Annotated in this window: 13 protein-coding genes; 4 read left to right on the plus strand and 9 right to left on the minus strand. The window is 61.5% G+C overall.

Annotated features, from left to right (window positions below):
• Positions 1-8: 8 nt before the first annotated feature.
• Positions 9-1,670 (plus strand): FAD-binding dehydrogenase, encoded by a 1,662-nt coding sequence (locus tag ACR0J1_RS04755; RefSeq protein ID WP_480730975.1) that lies wholly within the window; start codon positions 9-11, stop codon positions 1,668-1,670.
• Here ACR0J1_RS04755 and ACR0J1_RS04760 read toward each other — a convergent pair whose 3' ends face one another.
• From ACR0J1_RS04760 to ACR0J1_RS04770, 3 genes are all read right to left on the minus strand, one after another.
• The gene (locus tag ACR0J1_RS04760) at positions 1,671-2,417 is read right to left on the minus strand and encodes a YbaY family lipoprotein (RefSeq protein ID WP_480730977.1); all 747 of its coding nucleotides are present in this window, start codon (positions 2,415-2,417) and stop codon (positions 1,671-1,673) included.
• Positions 2,418-2,517: 100 nt separating this feature from the next.
• Positions 2,518-4,296 carry an SLC13 family permease gene (locus tag ACR0J1_RS04765; protein WP_480730979.1) on the minus strand — a complete coding sequence of 593 codons (1,779 nt, stop codon included), beginning with the start codon at positions 4,294-4,296 and terminating at the stop codon, positions 2,518-2,520.
• Between the two features lie 91 nt (positions 4,297-4,387).
• The gene (locus tag ACR0J1_RS04770; protein WP_480730981.1) at positions 4,388-5,200 is read right to left on the minus strand and encodes a TIGR00282 family metallophosphoesterase; all 813 of its coding nucleotides are present in this window, start codon (positions 5,198-5,200) and stop codon (positions 4,388-4,390) included.
• A 246-nt stretch (positions 5,201-5,446) separates the two neighbouring features.
• Between ACR0J1_RS04770 and ACR0J1_RS04775 the strand changes: the two genes are divergently transcribed.
• The gene (locus ACR0J1_RS04775; protein ID WP_480531102.1) at positions 5,447-6,286 is read left to right on the plus strand and encodes a 2OG-Fe(II) oxygenase; all 840 of its coding nucleotides are present in this window, start codon (positions 5,447-5,449) and stop codon (positions 6,284-6,286) included.
• Here the strand turns inward: ACR0J1_RS04775 and ACR0J1_RS04780 are convergent.
• Together ACR0J1_RS04780 and mgtE are read right to left on the minus strand one after the other, a co-directional pair.
• Entirely contained in the window at positions 6,283-6,855 is a 573-nt protein-coding gene (locus ACR0J1_RS04780) for a 5-formyltetrahydrofolate cyclo-ligase (protein ID WP_480730984.1), read from the minus strand. The genes ACR0J1_RS04775 and ACR0J1_RS04780 overlap by 4 nt on opposite strands.
• Complete coding sequence (mgtE, locus tag ACR0J1_RS04785; protein WP_480730986.1) at positions 6,852-8,246, minus strand: magnesium transporter; 1,395 nt, start codon at positions 8,244-8,246, stop codon at positions 6,852-6,854. The genes ACR0J1_RS04780 and mgtE overlap by 4 nt, the downstream gene beginning before the upstream one ends.
• A 139-nt stretch (positions 8,247-8,385) precedes the next feature.
• Here mgtE and guaD point away from each other — a divergent pair, with 139 nt between their 5' ends.
• Positions 8,386-9,675 (plus strand): guanine deaminase, encoded by a 1,290-nt coding sequence (guaD, locus tag ACR0J1_RS04790; protein ID WP_480730987.1) that lies wholly within the window; start codon positions 8,386-8,388, stop codon positions 9,673-9,675.
• Between the two features lie 67 nt (positions 9,676-9,742).
• On the opposite strand, the gene ACR0J1_RS04795 is transcribed toward guaD, so the two are convergent.
• The 3 genes from ACR0J1_RS04795 to ACR0J1_RS04805 form a co-directional block, all read right to left on the minus strand.
• A complete protein-coding gene (locus tag ACR0J1_RS04795) occupies positions 9,743-11,077 on the minus strand; it encodes an 8-oxoguanine deaminase (protein WP_480730989.1) in 1,335 nt (444 codons plus the stop codon).
• A gap of 113 nt (positions 11,078-11,190) precedes the next feature.
• Positions 11,191-11,982, minus strand: coding sequence for a histidinol-phosphatase (gene hisN / locus ACR0J1_RS04800; protein ID WP_480730991.1), 792 nt, complete (start codon positions 11,980-11,982; stop codon positions 11,191-11,193).
• Between the two features lie 45 nt (positions 11,983-12,027).
• The gene (locus ACR0J1_RS04805) at positions 12,028-12,399 is read right to left on the minus strand and encodes a helix-turn-helix domain-containing protein (protein ID WP_480730992.1); all 372 of its coding nucleotides are present in this window, start codon (positions 12,397-12,399) and stop codon (positions 12,028-12,030) included.
• Between the two features lie 326 nt (positions 12,400-12,725).
• Between ACR0J1_RS04805 and ACR0J1_RS04810 the strand changes: the two genes are divergently transcribed.
• Positions 12,726-13,685 (plus strand): NADPH:quinone oxidoreductase family protein, encoded by a 960-nt coding sequence (locus tag ACR0J1_RS04810; RefSeq protein ID WP_480730994.1) that lies wholly within the window; start codon positions 12,726-12,728, stop codon positions 13,683-13,685.
• On the opposite strand, the gene ACR0J1_RS04815 is transcribed toward ACR0J1_RS04810, so the two are convergent.
• Positions 13,672-14,556 (minus strand): LysR family transcriptional regulator, encoded by an 885-nt coding sequence (locus tag ACR0J1_RS04815; protein WP_480730996.1) that lies wholly within the window; start codon positions 14,554-14,556, stop codon positions 13,672-13,674. The genes ACR0J1_RS04810 and ACR0J1_RS04815 overlap by 14 nt on opposite strands.
• Positions 14,557-14,560 lie beyond the last annotated feature (4 nt).

Here is a 14,560-nt window from a genome sequence, read left to right on the forward strand (position 1 = left end):
GACAGTCCATGACCAACAACACAGCAGACGCGATTGTGGTCGGCGGCGGGCTTGCCGGTCTGGCGGCGGCGGCGGAACTGGGTGATCGCGGTAAACGGGTGATCATCGTCGATCAGGAGCCTGAACATTTCCTGGGCGGGCAAGCCTTCTGGAGCCTCGGCGGCCTGTTCATGGTCGACACCCCCGAACAGCGCCGCATGGGCATTCGCGACTGCCACGATCTGGCGCTGCGCGACTGGATGGGCAGCGCGCAGTTTGACCGGGATGAGGACGCCTGGCCCCGCAAATGGGCGCAGGCCTATGTCGAGTTTGCCGCCGGTGAGATGCGCCCGTGGTTGCATGAGATGGGCCTGCGCTGGTTCCCGGTCGTGGGCTGGGCCGAACGCGGCGGGTCTTATGCGGACGGTCATGGCAACTCGGTCCCGCGCTTTCACATCACATGGGGCACAGGGCCGGGTGTGTTGGAACATTTCATCCGCCGTGTGCAGGAACACGTCAGCGCCGGATTGATCCAGATGAAGTTCCGTCATCAGGTCAGCCATATCATCATGCAAAACGGTTGCGCCAAAGGTGTGTCCGGAGAGGTTCTGGCCGATGACACTGCCCAGCGCGGCGGCAAGACCAACCGCGATGAGGTGGGCGAGTTCGAGGTCTATGCACCCTCGGTCATCGTCACCTCGGGCGGGATCGGCGGCAATTTCGAGATGGTGCGCAAGAACTGGCCGCGGGATCGCTTGGGGGAACCACCAAAGGACATGGTGGCGGGCGTGCCGTTCCATGTGGATGGCCGCATGATCCCGATCACTGAAAAGGCAGGCGGGCATGTAATCAACGGCGATCGGATGTGGCACTATACCGAGGGCGTGCGCAACTGGGATCCGATCTGGCCCGCCCATGGCATTCGCATCCTGCCCGGCCCCAGTTCTATGTGGTTCGACGCGCGCGGCAATCGCCTGCAACCGCCCTGTTTGCCCGGTTTCGACACGCTGGGCACGCTGCAGGAAATCCTGAAAACCGGGCATGAATACAGCTGGTTCGTTCTGACGCAGAAGGTGATCAAAAAGGAATTCGCCCTTTCGGGGTCTGAACAGAACCCTGATTTCACCTCTGGCAGTTGGAAAGAGGTGATCCGTCAGCGCATCCTGTCCGGCTCAAAAGCCACCGGGCCGGTCGAGGCATTCAAGGAAAAGGGTGAGGATTTTGTCGCGGCCCGCACCCTGACCGAGCTGGTCACCGGTATGAACCAGCTGGGCGGAGGTTTGATCGACGAGGCACATCTGCGCGCCCAAATCGAGGCGCGGGATTCGCAGGTGGACAATCCGTTCTCGAAAGATGCGCAGATGATGGCGATCCTCGCGGCGCGGAACTATCGCGGCGACCGGCTGATCCGCACAGCCAAGCCGCATAAGTTCCTTGATCCGTCAAACGGCCCGCTGATCGCGGTCAAGCTGCATGTGCTGACCCGCAAGACGCTGGGCGGTCTGCAGACCAACCTCGACAGCCAGATGATCGGTGCCGACGGTCAAGTAGTCCCCGGCCTGTTTGCGGCCGGAGAGGTCGCCGGCTTTGGCGGCGGCGGCTATCACGGGTACAACGCGCTTGAGGGCACGTTTCTGGGCGGCTGCATCTTCTCGGGCCGCAACGCAGGACGGTCGCGCGCCGTGGCCTGATTATGGCGTACGGATGAATTTCAGAACCGGTTCACCCGAGCCATCCAGCAGCACCAGACTGTCACCCGCCACCGCATAGGTGGTCACGCCCTGAAGGGCGGCAAAGAATTGATCCTCAACCTCTTCCATTCCGGGCGGGCAAGCCATCAGGGTGGCTGCCATGTTATCCGGGAACCCAAGGCTGTCGCCCGACAGGTCCGCCTGCCCCATGAACCGGTTGCAGCCGCCGAACCCGTTGAAGGCTCCGCCCTGCATGAACGACAGTTGCGGCGGGCGTTCGGCGTTGATGACCGCGCCATTGATGCCAATGGCGGTCCAGTTGGTGTCTTCCAGTGTGGCGGTGCCCTGACCGCTGACCTGTACCAGCACAAGATCGGTCTGGTCTCCGGCCCCGTGGGTCAGCACCGGGTGGACGGTATCGGTAGTGAACAACAGCTGATCGCCCTGATAGATCGAGCCGCTGACCGCATAGGTCATGCCATCGCGGATCAACGCATCATCAAAGCTCAGCTCGAATTCGGTCGGCACCCCGGTCAATGCATAACGCTGCGCGGCCAACGTAACAGCAGGCGCATCTGCCAGTGAAATATCCTGAAGCTCGACATACAGCGTCGCACCCTCCGGCACGGCGATCCGTTCGCGATAGGTCGCGGTTCCGGTGACCGATCCGGCATGGCTCTGGCTGCCCAGCAGGGCCAGCATGACGGCTCCGGCCACGATGGCCTGTCCGAGTTTGGGAAACGGCATGATCCGATCCTTTCACATTCGTATTTCATGAAAAAGATTGTGACCGGATCATCATTTACAAGACCCAAGCCCCGCAAGTCGGCGATTCCGCGCCGGTTAGCTACAGTGGCCAGATGAACGGGATCAGCAGCGAGGCCAACAGACCCACCGTCAGGTTCAGCGGCACACCGACCTTCAGAAAGTCGGTGAACCGGTATCCGCCGGGGCCGTAGACCATCATGTTGGTCTGATAGCCAATCGGCGTCGCAAACGAGGCCGAGGCCGCGACCATCACGGCCACCACCAGCGGTCGCGGATCGATCCCCACCGCCTGCGCCAGCGAGATCGCGATGGGTGTGACAACCACGGCGACCGCGTTGTTCGATACCAGTTCAGTCAGGACCGAGGTCAGCAGATACACCGCCCAGATGATCAGGAACGGCGGCAACATGCCCAGCGCGGGGGCCACCGCCTCGACAATCAGCGATACCGCCCCGGATTTGTCCAGCGCGGCACCGATGGCAAGCATTGAGAAGATCAGCGCCAGCAAGCGGCCCTCGACGAATGAGAATGCCTCATCCGCATCGATACAGCGAGTCAGCAGGACCACCGCAACGGCGATGACCGACAGCAGCAAGATCGGCGCAACCCCAAGCCCGGCCAACGCAACAATCCCGATCAGCGCCCCGATGGCGATCGGAGCATGACTGCGCCGGAACGCCCGCGCCGAGGGCTGGGTGACATCGACCATGTCCATATCGGCGGCCAGTTTCTGGATATCGGCGGGTGAGCCTTCCAGCAGCAGCGTATCCCCCACGCGCACGGTCAGCGCATCCAGTTGACGCCCGATATTCTGGTTCCGCCGATGCACCGCGAGGACGTAAACACCATAGCGCCGCCGCAGACGCATCGCGCCCAGCGTGCGCCCGACCATCCGGCATCCCGGCGTGATCAGCACCTCAACCGTTTTGGTCTCAACCGCCGAAACCTGATCGACCCGCTTGAGTTCCTTGTTGCTCTGCAGACTCAGAAGTTCGGTCATCTCGGTCCGCAGCACGACCCGGTCGCCCACCTGCAACTCGACACCCTTGAGGTTGCGCCGCAGCGATTCATCGCCGCGGATCACGTCGATAAGCCGCACGCCGGGGCGTTTGAACAGCTGAACGCCGGGGACCTCGCGCCCGATCAGGTTGCTTTCGGGGGGGATCACCGCCTCGGTGAAGAACTTCATCTTGGACCGATCGCTGAGCATCTCGGCCATGCTGTCGCGATCAGGCAGAAGGCGAGGCGCGATAAAGCGCAGATAGACCATGCCATAGATGACCAGCGCGATGCCCAGCGGCGTCACTTCGAAAATGGTAAACGCAGTCATGCCCTGCGCGCGGGCCACACCGTCGACCAGCAGGTTGGTCGACGTGCCAATCAGCGTCAACGTGCCGCCCAGAATCGCCGCATAACTCAGCGGGATCAACAGCTTCGAGGCCGGAACATCCAGCGTCCGCGCGATCTGGATAAAGACCGGGATCATCACCACCACCACGGGCGTGTTCGACACGACCGCCGAGGCGATGACTACAAAACCCATTAGCAGCGCGATGGCGATGCGTGGATTGACCTGCGCCTGCTTCTGCGCGGTCGAAGTAAACGCATCCAACGCCCCCGTTCGCACCAAGGCCCCCATGATGATGAACATCGCCGCAATCGTCCACGGGGCCGGGTTCGACAGCACCGCAAGCGCGCTTTGGTAGGGCAGAATGCCGGTAGCCAGCATCAGCGCGGCGCCGCCAATGGCGACAACCTCGGTCGGGTAAACCTCGCGCAGGAACATGATGAACATGCCCGCGACAATCATCAGCGCCAATACCGCGCTGCCCGTTTCTGTCAGTTGAAGGAATTGCATTCTTGGTATTCTGTCCGAACCCTGGCCTGGCTTGCGCGCCCGACGCTCAGTGTCTCGCATTGCGCGTGGCAGGGCAAGCCTGACTTGGATTTCAGAGACCTGCCTGCTGCAACCGCCCGCCCACGCGGACCATCTGCACAGATTTTGCGCGACCGTCCCGGTCGTGGGTCTCGACGAACACACCGCTCAGCGTGGCCTCGCCATTGGCAGGCGTGAACCGGGCCTTGGGCATTCCGGTGATAAAGCGGCGCATCGGCTCTTGCTTGTCCATGCCGATGACCGAGTCGTAATCTCCACACATCCCCGCATCGGTCAGATAGGCCGTGCCGCCGGGCAGGATTTGCGCATCTGCCGTAGGCACATGGGTATGCGTCCCCACCACAAGGCTGGCACGACCGTCGCAATAGTGGCCCATCGCCATCTTCTCGGACGTCGCCTCGCAATGCATATCGACGATGATGGCATCCGCCTGCCCGCCGCGCGGGTGCGATTTCAGGATTGGTTCGACGCCTGAGAACGGATCATCAAAGGGCCGCTTCATGAACACCTGCCCCAGCACCTGTAGCACCAGAACCTTGCGCCCGCCCGGAGCCGTAAACAACCGATGTCCCCGCCCCGGCGCGCCCTTGGCAAAATTCACCGGGCGTACGACGCGTGGTTCTTTTTCAATGAACTGCAGCATGTCCTTCTGGTCGAAGGCATGATCGCCCAAGGTCACGCAATCCGCCCCTGCATCCAGCAACAGCTTGGCGTGGTCGCCGGTCAGCCCCATCCCGTTCGAGGCGTTCTCACCATTGACCACAACAAAATCCAGCCGCCATTCATCACGCAGACGTGGCAAATGCTGCTGTATGGCCGCGCGTCCCGCGCGCCCCATGACGTCACCCAGGAAGAGAATTTTCATGCAAACCGTCCTATGTCCGGCACCGCCCGAGCGCAAGCAATTCCGGAAAGACCTTGCAGACGCGACCAGCATTTGCGTCAATCCTGCATGAACAATAATAGACACCTCTCGCAAATTGTTCACGATCACCTGCCGAAGGCCCACCGGGATAATTCGACGCGGCTGAAACGGTTGACACCTGGCTTCGCTCGGCGGCACAGTTTGTCATAACAGCAGTATTTTCATTTGATTGTTAGGTCGTGTGTTATGCCCTCTCCTGTCCTTGCCCTTGACCCTGAAACGCTTTTGTTGCCGACAAAGGACGCCCGGGCCGCCGCGCAGAATATTTCCGAAGATTACCAGTCAAAGAAGCCCTTTCCTTACGGCGGCTACGACAATTTCCTAGACCCTGCCATTCTGGAGCGTGTTCTTGAGGATCTCGAACAGCTTCCGCAGGCCGAAACCAGCTTTGACCGCGCGCAGGAGAAGCTGAAAGCCAGCTATCAGCCGGAACGCCTGCCGCCATACACGCGACAGCTGTTCTATGCGCTGAACTCACGCCCCGTTCTGGCCTTCCTAGAAGAGCTGACGGGCATCAAGGGACTGATCCCTGATCCGTATTTCGCCGGTGGCGGCATTCACGTGGTCTCTAACGGCGGACATCTCGATATCCACGCGGATTTCAACCATCACGGCGGGATGAACCTTGAGCGCCGCGTCAACATGCTGATCTATCTGAACAAGGATTGGCGCGAGGAATATGGCGGCTCGTTCGAGGTCTGGAACGAGGACATGACCGGCAAAGTCGCGGGGTTCGTGCCGCAATTCAACCGGATGTGCATCTTCAACACCAGTTCGACCAGTTGGCATGGAAACCCCGAGACGGTGAACCATCCCGATGGCGAGCCTCGCAAGTCCATCGCGTTGTATTATTATACCGCGACGTGGGACAGTTCGCGCAAATCCCACACGACCCTGTTCAAGCCCCGCCCCGGCACCCATGACCAGCGGGACAAGCAGGTCGCCCGACGCGCCTTGCTTGAAGATATCCTGCCGCCCGTGATCCACCGAAAGGTGGCGGGACGGCTGTACAAGCTGGGGTTCTAGGACCGGAAACTCAACACACGGCTCTCGGTGATGACCATGTCCAGCGGCTGGTCTGTCGGCTCCAGCGGTAGGCCGTCGTCTTCCTGCGCGTCAAAGGCAAAGCCGATGGCCAGTGTCGGGCGCTTGGCGCGCAGGCCTTCAAGGGTGCGGTCGTAGAAACCTCCGCCATAACCCAGCCGCCCGCCTTTTGCGTCGAAGGCCACGAGCGGCACGATCAGGATCTCTGGGTCGAAATAGTCATCAACCTCGGGGACCTTGGCGCCAAAAGGACCATCCTTCAGTACGCCCTCGGGCGTCCAGCGCGAAAAGAGCAGCGGTTGGCCTGCGGCCTGAATGACCGGCACGCCGACCGGGCCATAGGCTGCGGCCTCGGCCATGGCTGGCAGCGGGTCGATCTCGGTGCGGATGGGCATGTAGCCCGAGATCGGGACGCCGCGGTGCCCGGCGAGAACCTCGGACAAACGTCCCGCCGCGCCTGGTGGCCGCGCATCAAAAGCTGCTTTGCGGCGAGCAAACGCAGCTTTACGCGCGGCTGCTTTGATTTCAGTCAGATCAGTCGTATCGGTCACAGTAGCACCACGCTGGCCAGCCCCAGAAAGATGAAGAACCCCATGACGTCCGTTGTTGTGGTCACAAAGGTCCCCGACGCCAGCGCCGGGTCAACGCCCAAACGGTCCAGCACCACCGGTACTACCGTACCGGCGAAGCCTGCGATGATCATATTCACGACCAAGGCCGACCCGATCACGACACCCAGCAGTGGTGAGTCGAACCACATCATGCCCACGGTGCCCAGCACGATGGCAAAACAGAGACCGTTCAGCATCCCGACCAGAAGTTCCCGCCGAATGACCCGGCCTACGTTCGAACCCGTCAGGTCGCGCGTCGCAAGCGCGCGGACGGCAACGGTCAGCGACTGTGTGCCCGCGTTCCCACCCATCGACGCAACAATGGGCATCAGGATCGCCAGCGCCACGAGTTGATCAATTGCCGCCTCGAACTGCGAAATCACCAGCGACCCACAGATCGCCGTGACCAGATTGACCCCCAGCCACGGCAACCGCCGCCGGCTGGTCGCCGCCACACTGTCCGAGATCGAGCTTTCGTCCGAGACACCGGCGAGGCGCAGCATGTCCTCTTCATACTCCTCGTCCAGCACCACCATCGCATCGTCGATGGTAATGACACCCACCAGCCGACCGTCGCCATCCACGACGGGGGCAGAGATCAGGTGGTACTGATTGAAGGCATAGGCCACATCCTCTTCGTCCTGATCGACGGGGATGGTGTGCAGTTCCTCATCGGCGATGTCATGCAACAGCACCTCGCGGCGCGCGGCCATCAATTTGCCCAGCGTCACCTGCGCGACCGGTTTCAGGCGCGGGTCGACCATGATGACATAATAGAACTGCTCGGGCAGATCATCGTTTGAGCGCATGAAATCAATGGCTTGACCCACGGTCCAGTGTTCGGGAGCCATGACGACTTCGCGCTGCATGAGGCGACCAGCCGAGTTCTCGGGATAGGACAGTGCCTGTTCGGCGGCGACGCGCTCGGAATCCTCCAGCGCGTCCAGGATGGTTTCCTGCTGCGGCTCTTCGAGATCTTCCAGCAGGTCGACCACATCGTCGCTTTCCATGTCCCGGACGGCCTCGGCCAGAACGTCGGGTTTCAGAACGTTGATCACCTCTTCCCGGACGGATTCGTCCAGTTCCGACAGGATATCGCCGTCGAATTCCTTGTCGTAAAGGCGGATCAGCCGCGCGCGGTCATAGGGGTTGATCTGTTCCAGAAGGTCGGCGATGTCGGCGGCGTGCAGCGGCTCCATCAACTCGATCAGCTTGTCACGATCCTCGACATCCAACGTATAGAGGATGGCCGCAACGGCCCGCGGATCCAGCGCATAGGCGTGCTCATCCCGGGGCTGATCGTGTCCGGCTTCGTCGATGCCTGTGGTCATGCTCTGCCCCTTCGTTCCGCGCGATTGCTTCTTGATAGAAGAAGCAGCTACCGGAAAACAATGACAATGCTTGGATTTACCCGCAAGTTTCGCGCCCCTATGCTGCAGAGCGGTCCCAAACAGGCGGAGAACAGGGTAAATGGCGCAAAAGACGCTTCTGAAAGGGCATGTACTGAGCTTTGACGGATCGCCCTTCGAAGGCGAACCGACCGAGGCGGCCACCGTGCATGAGGCACTGGTGATCGAAGACGGGCGCATTGCGGCGGTGGGCACGGCCTCTGACCTTTTGCGCGCGCATCCTGAGGCCGAGGTGACCGACTATGGCAGCCATCTGATCATGGCGGGCTTTGTCGATCCGCATGTGCATTATCCGCAGACTGCGATGATCGCCAGCTGGGGCAAACGTCTGATCGACTGGCTGAACAGCTATACGTTCCCCGAAGAGATGAAATTCGGCAACCCCGTCTATGCCGCGGAGATCGCCAACCGTTATCTGGACCTGACCGCCGCCCATGGCACCACGACGATGTGCAGCTTTTGCACCATTCACCCCGAGAGCGTTGATGCGTTTTTCTCGGCGGCCCAAGCGCGTGGCCAGCGGGTGGTGGCGGGCAAGACCTGCATGGACCGCAATGCGCCCGAGGGGCTGCGGGACACCGCGCAGACGGCCTATGATCACTCAAAGGCCCTGCTGGAAAAATGGCACGGGGTCGACCGGCTGTCCTACGCAATAACGCCGCGGTTTTCGCCAACATCGACGCCCGAGCAGCTGGAGGCGATGGGCGCGCTGTGGGGCGAACACCCCCAGTGCCTGATGCAAACCCATCTGTGTGAACAGACGGACGAAATCGAATGGGTCCGGTCCCTTTTTCCCGACGCGCGGGACTATCTGGACACCTATGAGCAGTTTGGACTGCTGCGCAAAAATGGGCTTTACGGCCATGTCATCCATCTGGAGCCGCGCGAGCGGGACCGGCTGCGCGAGATGGAGGCGGCGCTGATCCATTGCCCGACCTCGAACACGTTCATCGGCTCGGGCCTGTTCGACATGGAGGGCCTGATGCGCGAGGGCCATCGCGTGGGGTTGGCCACCGACACCGGCGGCGGATCCAGTTTTTCGATGTTGCGGACGATGGCGGCGGCTTATGAGATCGGGCAGTTGCGGGGGGCTCCGCTGCATCCGGCGCAGCTGTTGTGGTTGGGAACCGTTGGGTCCGCCCACGCACTGCATATGGACGATTGCATCGGCAATGTCGCGGTGGGAATGGAGGCGGATCTGGTTGTGCTCGATCTCGCCTCCACCCCGGCGATTGCGCAGCGCGAGGCCCATGCCGATCACCTGTGGGAGGCCGTGTTTCCCACCATCATGATGGGCGATGACCGGGCAATTGCCGATGTCTGGATCGGGGGAAGAGCGCGTCTGGGTTGATGGGGGAATGGGCCTGCGGCCCATGCCTCCGGCGGGGATATTTATGGCCAGATGAAGGGGATCCTGCTTAGTCTGCCAGCCTTTCAGCCAGTCGGTTTTGGATTTCGATTGTCTTGGGCAGGTCGATTGTGGTGATCTGGCCGTCACGGACGATCTGGCGGCCTTCGACGAAGAGGTGTTTGACCAGGGTTGGGCCTGCAAGCAGCAGCGCGGCAGGGTCCCAGCTGCCGGCAGCTTCGATACCACGAATGTCCCATATGGCGACGTCGGCGCGTTTTCCTGGCACCAGACGGCCGCAATCGGGGCGGTTCAGCACATCTGCGCCGCCGCGAGTGGCGATTTCGAGCGCCTCGCGGGCGGACATGGTATTCGCGCCGTTGGCAACCCGTTGCAACAGCATCGCCTGACGCGCCTCGGCCATCAGATTGCTGCTGTCGTTGCTGGCAGAGCCGTCGACACCCAACCCAACTGGAACGCCCTGATCGAGCATCGCGCGGATCGGGGCGATGCCCGAGCCGAGACGGCAATTGGAGCAGGGGCAGTGGGCGACGCCGGTCCGGGTGCGGGCGAAAAGATCGATCTCGGAACTGTCCAGCTTGACACAATGGGCGTGCCAGACGTCCGAACCGGTCCAACCGAGGTCTTCGGCGTATTGGCCGGGGCGGCATCCAAAGTTGGCTTGCGAATAGGCAATATCTTCATCATTTTCAGCCAGATGCGTGTGCAGCATCACACCCTTGTCGCGCGCCAGTAGCGCCGTATCGCGCATCAAATCACGACTGACCGAGAAGGGTGAGCATGGGGCGAGCCCGACACGGCACATTGATCCGTCGGATGGGTCGTGGAAGGCGTCTACGACGCGGATCATGTCGTCAAGGATGGCCGCTTCGGACTCGACCACCGTGTCGGGCGGCAGGCCGCCCTTGCTTTCGCCTATGCTCATCGCGCCACGTGTGGGGTGGAAGCGCAGGCCGAGTTCAGCGGCGGCGTGGATCGTATCGTCGAGCCGCGCGCCGTTTGGGTAAAGATAAAGGTGATCAGAACTGAGCGTACAGCCCGACAGCGCCAGTTCCGCAAGGCCGATTTGAGCCGAGACAAACATCTCCTCCGGGCCGAAGCGCGCCCAGATCGGATAGAGCGTTTGCAGCCAGCCGAACAGCAGCGCGTCCTGCCCGCCGGGAACCGCGCGGGTGAGGGTCTGGTAAAGGTGGTGGTGGGTGTTCACTAAGCCGGGGGTCACCACGCAGCCCGAGGCGTCGTGGACCTCTCCGCTGGTGGTCAGGTTTTGGCCGATTTGGGCGATTTCTCCATCGCGGATCAGCAGATCAGCGCCCGAAAGCTCTTGCCGCGTGTCGTCCATGGTGACGATCACATCGGCGTTTTGGATCAGGATTTCCGTCATTTTCGCACTCCCGCACAGGCCCGTCTCATGCGTGAAGTGCGGGGCTGGTGGAAAACGGGCGCAAGAACCAGCCGGGTATAGTTTAGGGGCGCCGCAGCCGTGCGGCAAGTCGGTCAATAGTCGCGCAGGATCTCGAGCGCTGCAGCGTGGAGTTCGGGGGTGGCGGCGGCCAGTGCGCGCCCGCCCTCATGCGCGGGGTTGCCCTGCCAATCGGTGACGATGCCGCCTGCGGCTTCGATCACCGCGATTGGGGCTTGGATGTCATAAGCGTTCAGGCCGGCCTCGATCACCAGATCAATCTGCCCGGCCGCCAACAGCGCATACGCATAGCAGTCCATTCCATAACGTGTCAGTTTCGCTTGCGATGACACCGCGCGAAAGGCCTGCCCTTCGGCCTCGGTTCCCACCTCGGGAAAGGTTGTGAAGACAACCGCCTGATCCAGCCTGCGCGTATCGCGGGTGCCCAGTCTGGATCGACCCAGCGGACCTTTGACAAAGGCCTGCCCGCCGCCGCCAACGAACCGCTCACCGATATAGGGTTGATCGATCACGCCCAGCATCGGGCCAGTTGCCGTGCTCAAGGCAATCAGAACGCCCCAGGTCGGGGTGCCGCTGATAAAGCCACGCGTACCGTCGATCGGGTCCAGAACCCAGACACGCCCACTTGTACCGGCGCTCTGACCGAACTCTTCACCGAAAATGCCATCATCCGGGCGGTGTTTGGCCAGAACGGCGCGCATGGCCTGTTCCGCCGCGCGATCCGCAACGGTGACCGGATCAAACCCGCCATCGAGCTTGTTGTCGGTTTCCAGATTTGTCTGACGGAAAAAAGGAAGAATGGCCGCCCGCGCTGCGTCGGCCATTTCTTCGGCAATCTCTAGGTCGCTTGGTGGGGAGTGCTGCATGGCTTACCCGTGCGTTTACAACCCCGCGAAGTCAAGTCGATTATCTCAGGCGACGTCGCTGAGCACGCGCGCCAGTTCGAACAGGCGGCGACGTTGATTTTCCGGGATCGCGTAATACGACCGCACGAGATCGAGCGCTTCTTTGTCGCCCATCAAATCTGCGGGAACCGATTTCTTGTCAGCGTCAGATTTCTGCACTTCTTCCAGACCTTCGAAGAAGAAGCTGACCGGAACATCCAATGCCTCGGCGATATCCCAAAGGCGAGACGCGCTGATCCGGTTGGCACCTGTTTCGTATTTCTGGATTTGTTGAAACTTGATACCAACCTGCTGCGCCAACTGCTGTTGGGTCATGCCAATCAGCCAGCGGCGATGCCGGACGCGTTTGCCCACATGGACATCGACGTGATGGGTCATTGGTAGTCTCCTTTACACAAACACCTGTCCGGGAAAACGCGACAACAGCCGTCTCCGCCAAGTTAGCGGGTCGCTGCTTAAGAACTCCCTAATTCGGATCGTGCCCCCCGAACAGCACCATAAGGCAATATTGCCGCATTGGAATTTTTTTTCAAGCGGGTTGAGTGACCGAATGCCGACAGGGATTTGCGGTTGTGCGGCCTGACAAGAGCAGTGGAGTTTCTAGCGCGGAAACAGTCGCAGTCTGCTCCCGGCGGCCTCCGGGTTTGGAATTGACAAGCCTGCGCCGGGCACAGCTTATGTGCTCAGCAAACCGGAGAGCATTGATGCTGGCATATCGAATAGAGTCCAAGGGCGCCCCGGCAAAGCTGTGCGAAATCGACCCGCCCAAGCCTTCGGACGGCCAGATTCGCGTGGCGATTCACGCCTGCGGCCTGAACTTTGCCGACCTGCTGATGCAGAAGGGCACGTATCAGGACACACCGGATGCACCTTTCACACTGGGCATGGAAACCGCCGGGATTATTGAGGAAATTGGAAACAATGTCGCGAATCTGAGCCCCGGGGATCGCGTTGCGGTCTTTTCCGGTCAGGGCGGTCTGGCCGAATCGGGTGTATTCGATGCCGAACGCGCGGTCCTCCTGCCCCCGTCCATAAGTTTCGAGGATGCCGCTGCGATCCAGATCGCCTATGGCACAAGTCATATCGCGTTGGAACACAGGGCGCGTCTGCAGCCGGGCGAAACGCTTCTGGTGACGGGGGCTGCGGGTGGGGTCGGACTGACTGCGGTTGAAATCGGCAAGCTGATGGGCGCAACGGTAATTGCGCAGGCGCGCGGTGCCGACAAGCTGGCTGTGGCACAGCAAGCCGGAGCCGATCATCTGGTCGACGCGGGGGAGGATCTGCGCGAACGGGTTCTTGCGCTTGGCGGGGCGGATGTCGTCTATGACGCGATTGGCGGCGACGTGTTCAAGGCCGCCTTCCGCGCGACAAACCCCGAAGGCCGCCTGCTGCCGATCGGCTTTGCCGGCGGAGAGGTTCCGCAAATTCCGGCCAATCATCTGCTGGTCAAGAACCTCAGCGTGATTGGCGTTTATCTGGGGGGCTATCTGAAATTTCGCCCCGCCGTCGTCCGCGACAGTTTCAGTACCCTGTTCCAGTGGCACAGAGACGGACGGATCAAACCCCATATCAGCCATGTTCTGTCGCTGCGGGATGTCGAGCGGGGGCTGGATCTGCTGCGTGAACGCAAATCCACCGGCAAGGTTGTGATCAGGATGCGCTGACCACCTTGAGCGGCTGCCCGCCGGGGCGTGCAAAGTTCTGCCTGATCAGGCTGGCCAGTTCGGCCACATATTCCTCGCGCACACGCTCGGCCCCATAGAGGTTGATGAACTGCGCGGGCAGATCCGGCAGGGCACCAGCATGGTCGATCAGTTCCTGATGGCTGGGCTGCGTGCCTTCCAGCAGGACACCCACCGCCAGATCCGCACTGACCGTGGCCTCGACGGTGCGGTCCGAATCGCTGTCGATGCTCATGTCCCACTCGATCCCCGCATCATCCAGCGCCGAGGTGGCGACCGTCCGGAAGATGCAGTTCCGGCAGAAGCCCAGCCGCAGCGGTCTTTGCCGCCAAGCCGACCCGTTCAACGCCCCGACCCAACGCAGCGGCATATGGAGCAGCGTTTCCGCACCCTCACCCGCACCGGATTCGGTTGTGACGATCAGGTCGAACGCACCGCGCGCAAATTCGTCTTTCAACTGCCGCGTATTCGAGGTGACAAGATTGACCCGGACGCGCGGAAAGCTGGCGTTGAACCGCTGTAGCACGCGCGGGATGAACGGATGCACCACGTCATGCGGCACCCCCAAAGCCACCTCACCCTCAAAGGCCTGATCGGTCAGACGGCCCATCACCTCGTCGTTCAACGCGATCATACGCCGGGCATAAGCCAGCAACTGCTCACCCGAGGCGGTCAGGGCGATGGTGCGGCCTGATCTGTCCAGCAATTCCAGCCCCAGCAACTCTTCCAGACGCTTGAGCTGCATCGAAACCGCCGATTGGGTCAGATGCAGGAACCCTGCCGCCCGTGTCACGCCGCCATGATCAGCAACCGCAACGAACGAGCGCAATGTGGTGATGTCCAGATTTCGCATCTTC

This window comes from Ruegeria sp. CJ3 (assembly GCF_056536725.1).

Bases quoted from the DNA above. Each gene is read 5' to 3' on its own strand.
- ACR0J1_RS04805 (WP_480730992.1), bottom strand. From the start codon at position 12,399: ATGACCCATCACGTCGATGTCCATGTGGGCAAACGCGTCCGGCATCGC.
- mgtE (WP_480730986.1), bottom strand. From the start codon at position 8,246: ATGACCACAGGCATCGACGAAGCCGGACACGATCAGCCCCGGGATGAG.
- ACR0J1_RS04760 (WP_480730977.1), bottom strand. From the start codon at position 2,417: ATGCCGTTTCCCAAACTCGGACAGGCCATCGTGGCCGGAGCCGTCATG.
- ACR0J1_RS04770 (WP_480730981.1), bottom strand. From the start codon at position 5,200: ATGAAAATTCTCTTCCTGGGTGACGTCATGGGGCGCGCGGGACGCGCG.
- ACR0J1_RS04810 (WP_480730994.1), top strand. From the start codon at position 12,726: ATGCTGGCATATCGAATAGAGTCCAAGGGCGCCCCGGCAAAGCTGTGC.
- ACR0J1_RS04815 (WP_480730996.1), bottom strand. From the start codon at position 14,556: ATGCGAAATCTGGACATCACCACATTGCGCTCGTTCGTTGCGGTTGCT.
- ACR0J1_RS04765 (WP_480730979.1), bottom strand. From the start codon at position 4,296: ATGCAATTCCTTCAACTGACAGAAACGGGCAGCGCGGTATTGGCGCTG.
- guaD (WP_480730987.1), top strand. From the start codon at position 8,386: ATGGCGCAAAAGACGCTTCTGAAAGGGCATGTACTGAGCTTTGACGGA.
- ACR0J1_RS04795 (WP_480730989.1), bottom strand. From the start codon at position 11,077: ATGACGGAAATCCTGATCCAAAACGCCGATGTGATCGTCACCATGGAC.
- ACR0J1_RS04755 (WP_480730975.1), top strand. From the start codon at position 9: ATGACCAACAACACAGCAGACGCGATTGTGGTCGGCGGCGGGCTTGCC.
- hisN (WP_480730991.1), bottom strand. From the start codon at position 11,982: ATGCAGCACTCCCCACCAAGCGACCTAGAGATTGCCGAAGAAATGGCC.
- ACR0J1_RS04775 (WP_480531102.1), top strand. From the start codon at position 5,447: ATGCCCTCTCCTGTCCTTGCCCTTGACCCTGAAACGCTTTTGTTGCCG.